This window comes from Polaromonas sp. P3_C2, from assembly GCF_056402675.1.
This window is the reverse complement of the sequence record NZ_JBFUGX010000183.1, coordinates 1-6976: the sequence shown is the minus strand read 5'-3', so window position 1 is coordinate 6976 and position 6976 is coordinate 1. Positions and strand designations below refer to the sequence as shown.

General features: G+C 60.0%; 8 protein-coding genes and 1 pseudogene. 4 read left to right on the top strand and 5 right to left on the bottom strand.

The window, feature by feature from the left end; genetic code table 11:
• The 4 genes and pseudogenes from AC1DWI_RS09825 to glmM all read left to right on the top strand — a co-directional run.
• Positions 1-120 (top strand): annotated as a pseudogene (locus AC1DWI_RS09825) (rRNA methyltransferase); the annotation flags it as partial.
• Between the two features lie 130 nt (positions 121-250).
• Positions 251-2173, top strand: coding sequence for an ATP-dependent zinc metalloprotease FtsH (ftsH, locus tag AC1DWI_RS09820; protein ID WP_457278727.1), 1923 nt, complete (start codon positions 251-253; stop codon positions 2171-2173).
• A gap of 194 nt (positions 2174-2367) precedes the next feature.
• The gene (gene folP, locus AC1DWI_RS09815) at positions 2368-3225 is read left to right on the top strand and encodes a dihydropteroate synthase (RefSeq protein WP_477724752.1); all 858 of its coding nucleotides are present in this window, start codon (positions 2368-2370) and stop codon (positions 3223-3225) included.
• A 114-nt stretch (positions 3226-3339) separates the two neighbouring features.
• Entirely contained in the window at positions 3340-4671 is a 1332-nt protein-coding gene (gene glmM / locus AC1DWI_RS09810; protein ID WP_477649256.1) for a phosphoglucosamine mutase, read from the top strand.
• Positions 4672-4754: 83 nt separating this feature from the next.
• On the opposite strand, the gene AC1DWI_RS09805 is transcribed toward glmM, so the two are convergent.
• From AC1DWI_RS09805 to AC1DWI_RS09785, 5 genes are all read right to left on the bottom strand, one after another.
• Positions 4755-5360, bottom strand: a complete 606-nt coding sequence (locus AC1DWI_RS09805; protein WP_477670947.1) for a DUF6151 family protein — start codon at positions 5358-5360, stop codon at positions 4755-4757.
• Between the two features lie 29 nt (positions 5361-5389).
• Entirely contained in the window at positions 5390-5944 is a 555-nt protein-coding gene (locus tag AC1DWI_RS09800) for a hypothetical protein (protein WP_477670946.1), read from the bottom strand.
• Positions 5892-6191: a DUF705 domain-containing protein gene (locus AC1DWI_RS09795; protein WP_477670945.1), complete on the bottom strand. Its 300-nt coding sequence runs from the start codon at positions 6189-6191 to the stop codon at positions 5892-5894. The genes AC1DWI_RS09800 and AC1DWI_RS09795 overlap by 53 nt, the downstream gene beginning before the upstream one ends.
• A complete protein-coding gene (locus AC1DWI_RS09790; RefSeq protein WP_477670944.1) occupies positions 6188-6619 on the bottom strand; it encodes a hypothetical protein in 432 nt (143 codons plus the stop codon). The genes AC1DWI_RS09795 and AC1DWI_RS09790 overlap by 4 nt, the downstream gene beginning before the upstream one ends.
• Positions 6620-6727: 108 nt before the next feature.
• The coding region (locus AC1DWI_RS09785) for an aldehyde dehydrogenase family protein (protein WP_477724751.1) at positions 6728-6976 on the bottom strand (249 nt) is incomplete at its 5' end.

Below are 6976 nucleotides of genomic sequence, written 5' to 3'. Positions count from 1 at the left end.
CTTTTCAAGGACACCTTCAAGACGGTCAAGCCCCTCAAACCCAAGGCATCGCGACCGGGATCGTCCGAGATTTTCCTGATTGGCCGGGGGCTTAAGAGGCGTGCCGAAGCTGCACAATGAGTGTGATACGGTGGCAAAAATCACCTAAACCCGCTTCAAACATGGGGCTGGCAGGGGATTACGCGGTTTTTGMCCTTGAAACGCCTAAAATCAGGCGCATGTGACTTTTGTTCTTATACCGGAGTAGTCCTTGAACAATCAGTGGTTTTCCAAAATTGCAATCTGGCTGGTTATCGCCATGGTGCTGTTTACCGTATTCAAGCAATTTGATCCACGCGGTAGTGCCGGCTCAAACTACCTGGGTTACTCCGAGTTCCTGGAAGAGGTGCGTGGCAAGCGCATCAAGCAGGCCACCATCGCCGAAGGCCAGGGCGGCACCGAGATTTCCGCCACCACGGTGGATGATCGCAAGGTTCGCACCACCGCAACCTACCTTGACCGCGGCCTCGTCGGCGACCTGATCGCCAACGACGTGAAGTTTGACGTCAAGCCCCGCGAAGAAACCTCCCTGCTCACGTCCCTGCTGATCAGCTGGGGTCCCATGCTGCTGCTGATCGGCGTGTGGATTTATTTCATGCGGCAGATGCAGGGCGGCGGCAAGGGCGGGGCTTTCAGCTTCGGTAAATCCAAGGCGCGCCTGCTCGATGAATCCACCAATCCAGTGACTTTTGCCGACGTGGCGGGCTGCGACGAAGCCAAGGAAGAAGTCAAGGAAGTGGTCGACTTCCTGAAAGACCCTGCCAAATTCCAGAAACTGGGTGGCCGCATTCCGCGTGGTTTGCTGCTGGTCGGCCCTCCGGGCACCGGTAAAACCCTGCTGGCCAAGAGTATTGCCGGCGAAGCCAAGGTTCCGTTTTTCTCGATTTCCGGCTCTGACTTCGTTGAAATGTTCGTCGGTGTAGGCGCGTCGCGTGTGCGCGACATGTTCGACAACGCCAAGAAAAATGCGCCTTGCATCATCTTCATCGATGAAATCGACGCAGTCGGCCGCCAGCGCGGTGCGGGCCTGGGCGGCGGCAATGACGAACGCGAGCAGACCCTGAACCAGATGCTGGTCGAGATGGACGGCTTTGAAACCAATGTCGGCGTGATCGTGGTGGCTGCCACCAACCGTCCCGACATCCTGGACGCCGCCTTGCTTCGTCCCGGCCGTTTTGACCGCCAGGTCTATGTGACGCTGCCCGATATCCGCGGCCGCGAGCAGATCCTGAATGTGCACATGCGCAAGGTTCCGCTCGGCCAGGATGTGAGCCCCGGGGTTATTGCCCGCGGCACGCCCGGCATGTCGGGCGCTGACCTGGCCAACCTGTGCAACGAAGCTGCCCTGATGGCTGCACGCCGCAACGCGCGCACCGTCGAGATGCAGGACTTCGAAAAAGCCAAAGACAAGATACTGATGGGCCCCGAGCGCAAGAGCATGGTCATGCCCGAAGAAGAGCGCCGCAACACGGCCTACCATGAGTCCGGTCACGCGCTGCTCGGCAAGATGCTGCCGAAGTGCGATCCGGTTCACAAGGTCACCATCATTCCGCGCGGCCGTGCCCTGGGCGTGACCATGAGCCTGCCGGCGCAAGACCGCTACAGCTATGACCGCGAGTACATGCTCAGCCAGATCAGCATGCTGTTTGGCGGCCGTATTGCCGAAGAAGTCTTCATGAACCAGATGACCACAGGCGCCAGCAACGACTTTGAACGTGCCACAGCGCTGGCCCGCGACATGGTGACCCGTTACGGCATGACCGAGGCCCTGGGCCCCATGGTGTACGCGGAAAATGAAGGCGAAGTGTTTTTGGGCCGTTCGGTCACCAAGACCAACAACATGAGCGAGTCGACCCTGCAAAAGGTGGACGGTGAAGTACGCCGAATCATCGACCAGCAGTACGCCCAGGCGCGCAAGCTGATCGAGGACAACCAGGACAAGATGCATGCCATGGCCAAGGCCCTGCTCGAATGGGAAACCATTGACGGCGACCAGCTGGACGACATCATGGCCGGCAAGGAACCCCGGCCGCCCAAGGACTGGACGCCGCGCAATTCGTCGGTAGGCGGCGGTAGCGGTCCCAGCGGCGGCACGCCGGCTGTCAGTACCGATCCGGCGCCGACGGTAGCCTGATGCCTCCACAAGCATGAAGACGACTGCCAGGCAGTCATCACAACCGGGGCCAGTCCCCGGTTTTTTCATGGTGGAGAACATGGCTCGTGTGCTTGCCACTTTGTGTGGCTTCGGCAATGCACCGTTCCTTGCGCGATATTGCATTGCGTACCGGCCTGTGGTTTAACCCTTCATTCGTTTTGGGACATCCATCCATGATCTGGCAAACCTCCCGCTTTCAGATTGACCTGTCAAAGCCGCGCGTCATGGGTATCGTCAATGTCACGCCCGACTCATTTTCGGATGGGGGCAGGTATTTCACCCTCGGTGGTGGTTTTTCAGGTGTCTTTGCTCATTGCGAGAAATTGATCCGGGATGGCGCCGACATGCTGGACATTGGCGGTGAATCAAGCCGGCCTGGCGCGCCGCCCGTGTCACTGGAGGAAGAGCTTGAACGGGTGCTGCCGGTGGTTCGCCATGCGGTCAGCCTGGGGGTGCCGCTGTCGGTCGACACATACAAACCTGAGGTGATGCAGGCTGTGCTTGACCTGGGCGCCGATGTCATCAACGACATCTGGGCCCTGCGCAAGCCGGGTGCGGTGCAGGTGGTGGCGCAGCACCCGAATTGCGGTGTCTGCCTGATGCACATGCACCGCGAACCGCAGACCATGCAGGTTGCCCCCATGGAGGGCGACGTGGTGCCGCAGGTGAGGGCTTTTCTGGAAAGCGCCGCATCTGRCCTGCAGGCCGCTGGCGTTGATAAAACCCGCATCGTGCTGGATGTGGGTGTGGGCTTTGGCAAAACCGTGGCGCAGAATTTCGCGTTGCTCGCGCGCCAGCAGGAATTCCTCGCTGCCGGCTATCCGTTGCTGGCCGCCTGGTCGCGCAAATCGTCTTTGGCCGCCGTGACCAGCACTTCCCTCGCAACTGTCGCCCAGCTCGACGTGACCGACCGCATGGTGCCCAGTGTGGCGGCCGCCGTGCTGGCGGTGGACCGCGGCGCCCGTATCGTGCGTGCGCATGATGTGCGCGAGACCGTGCAGGCCCTGAAGGTATGGATGGCAGCGCATTAGCAGTTTTATCGCTATCCGGCAAAGATGGCGGCTTTGACTGACAAAGGGCTGTACGGGGCCACCTAAAATAGACCCCTGTTTCAATAACAACAAGCTCCACAGGGACAAAATTCCATGACCAGAAAATACTTCGGCACCGACGGCATTCGCGGAACGGTGGGCCAGCCCCCGATCACGCCCGATTTCGTCTTGCGGCTTGCGCACGCTGTCGGCCGGGTCCTTCGCAAAACCGAATCCCGCCCCACGGTGCTGATCGGCAAGGACACCCGCATTTCGGGCTACATGCTGGAAAGCGCGCTGGAGTCCGGTTTCAACTCCGCCGGCGTCGATGTGGTGCTGCTCGGCCCCTTGCCTACACCGGGTGTGGCCTACCTCACGCGAGCCCAGCGCGCCAGCCTGGGAGTCGTCATCAGCGCGAGCCACAACGCCTACCCCGACAACGGCATCAAGTTTTTCAGCGCGCAGGGCACGAAGCTCGATGATGCGTGGGAACTGGCCGTGGAAGCTGCGCTCGACGAGCCACCCGTCTGGGCTGATTCTGCGACTTTGGGCAAAGCCCGCCGTCTCGATGATGCGGCAGGGCGTTATACCGAATTTTGCAAAAGCACCTTTGCCAATGACCTGACGCTTCGCGGCCTGAAGATCGTGGTCGACGGTGCCCACGGTGCGGCCTATCACATCGCCCCCATGGTGTTCCATGAGCTGGGCGCTGAAGTCATTGCCATCGGCTGCGCACCCGACGGCCTGAACATCAACCACGAAGTCGGTGCGACGCACCCCGAGGCGCTGATCGCCAAGGTCAAGGCCAGCAAGGCGGACTACGGCATTGCGCTGGACGGCGACGCCGACCGGCTACAGATCGTGGACGCCGAAGGCCGGCTCTTCAACGGCGACGAGGTGCTGTACCTGATGGTCAACGAACGCCTGGCGCGCGGCGAGAAAGTACCCGGCACCGTGGGCACCCTGATGACCAATATGGCCGTGGAAGTGGCGTTGAAGGCCAAAGGCGTGGAATTTGTACGCGCCAAGGTCGGCGACCGCTACGTGCTCGAGGAGCTTGAAAAACGCGGCTGGCTGCTGGGCGGCGAGGGTTCGGGCCACCTGCTGGCACTCGACAAGCACACCACCGGTGACGGCCTCATCAGCGCGCTGCAGGTGTTGCAGGCCTGTGTGCGCAGCAAGAAAACTCTGGCCCAGCTGCTGAGCGATGTGGTGTTGTTTCCGCAGACGCTGGTCAATGTGCGCCTCAAGCCCGACCAGGACTGGAAGAGCAGCAAACCCCTGGCCGACATGACCAAAACGGTGGAAGCCGAGTTGGGCAACACGGGCCGCCTGTTGATTCGTGCCAGTGGCACCGAGCCGCTGCTGCGTGTGATGGTCGAAGCGCGTGATGCAGCCCAGGCCAAAAGCTGCGCCGAGCGGGTGGCGGACACGGTACGGTCCTGAGCGATTTATTCAAGAGAATAGTGGCTGTAACCCTTTAAGGGCGGGCGCAAGCAGCTATTAAATCGATAGCTACCGTAAACAGGCTAGGAAGCCTTGACGGTCTCCACCAAGGCAGCTCGCTCATCCGGTGTGAGTACCTTGGGCGATACGCGTGGCACCCCATCATCCGGGTTAAAGAAGGGAGTGACCTTGTAGCCGCCATTGAGCCTCGTGCGTATCAGCGTCGCCATGAACCGGAGAATGGACAGGGTGGTGCTGACCGGCATGGCTTTTGGCCTGCCTTTGGCGCTCTTCATGCCGACTTTCATGCGCACGGGGCCGAAAGCGCTGTCCAGACTGGTTGACAGATCTTTCAGGCAGTTGTGCAGCAGACCGACATGCGAGACCTTGAAGTCGCGTGCCGTGTTGCCGATCGGCGTATTGCAGCAGCTGGCATACCAGCGCAACATGCCCCTGTCACTGAGCGACATGCAGGTGAGTGCCTCCTGGCCATGGGTGAAGGTGACGTGCTGGGGAAGCGTGGCGATCACATCCGATCCACCCATCTCATCCAGAATCTCGTCGGCCTTGCCCAGGAAGTGCGCGTAAACCTGACAGTCTTTGCAGTAGCAGACGCCGCGGCATACCGATTCGGTGTGACTGACATGGCCGCGGAGTGTGCCGCATTGGCAGCGCAAGGGGTGATTCATGTGAGAGCCCTGTTTGATGGGTGAGCCATTTAACATTCAGACGCGTGGAACCCCGAGTTCTTGTCTGGCAGGGCAGTCCGGTCATTGCGCGTACGGTGTTTCCTGATGCCGACGAGTGCAATAGCTCCCGCGGTCTGCGTCGTAACCATGACCAGTGGGTAAAGCAGTCCGATACCGAGTGTCGCCACGATAAAACCGGTGCTGGCGTAAAGCGTGGATTCACGTTTGTATTCTGAGCAAAGCGCCAGGACAAGGCCAAGCCCGGCAAGAATGAACGTAAGGCAGGTCAACCAGATAACAGCGTTGGCGTCATTCAGCGCAAAGACGCTGCTTGGCCGAAGTTCGGCAATATAGCTGCGTTCTTGCCGCACCATGCCCAGCCGGTTCAGCGCGTTCAATAGCTTGCCCCCGAAGAGCACACCGCCGGCGCGATGAACGCACCACAACGCAAGAAACAATGAGAAGGCGACGAGGGCCGAGGCAAACGACAGTTTCCCCAAAGACACTCTTTCGCCGGCACCGAGCAATCGCTTAAGCATTCTCAGCGTGCGAAGGGTAGAGATGTTTGCAGAATCGCCACTCATGCACCGGCTGGTCATCAATGTAGGCTGTAGGCTTTGGCAGATAAGCTTCAAAACACTCGCTGATCCCTAGTTCGATGGCTGTGGTTCGGCAGTATTCAGCGCCTCCCGAGCTCCAGAGAAACAAGGTTGCGCCTTCGGATTTCAGCCGCCTGACCTGGGTAATTACCGCAGGCATGGGAATACGCTTCGCACCAACGGACCTGACCATGGTGTCGTCGACATCGATAAAAACGACTTGTGGGGTCATGGGTGTTGAACCTTTGTTTGACCCCGGAATATGTGTGACGCCAGGAGCCACAAGGCTACCGGCAGCAAAAGTGCGGCGGCAAGCACCTCCGAAAGAATTGTGACGTTGGCGATCAGAGGATGAAACTCGATGGGGGCCAACGCATAGTGGCCCAGGCCGTCAAAACCTAACGCCGCGTAAACAGCCATCAGCAGCAGGCCCATAGCCAAGAATTTTTTGCGCATGAGCAGCAAGCCAACGGCACCCACCGAAGTGATGGCAGCCCACACCCCATAAACCTGCGCACGTGTTAGCCAGGCCGGCAGGTTCGGATATTCGCAGATGAACTCGGCGTTGTGGCTGAAATGGCCGAGACTGGCGAGGAAGTAGGCTGCTGTCAGGGCGAGCAGCAGTTTGGGAAAGTCGTTGAAGCTGCGAAAGAAACGCATCGTTCAGGCCTGTGGTTAGAGGGGTGAAGCCCGCAGGCATCTGGCCTGTGGGTTACCAGTCTAACCAACCGGGCAGCCGCGCCGCTCGACGGCCTATTGTTCGCTAACTCAAGCCAGCGTATACGCCGTCTTCACCGTCGTGAAGAACTCCTGCGCATACTTGCCTTGCTCACGCGGGCCGTAGCTGGATCCTTTGCGGCCGCCAAACGGTACGTGGTAGTCCACGCCTGCCGTCGGCAGGTTGACCATGACCATGCCGGCCTGGCTGTGGCGCTTGAAGTGGGTCGCGTATTTGAGGCTGGTGGTGGCGATGCCGGCTGACAGGCCGAATGGCGTGTCATTGGCGGTGGCCAGCGC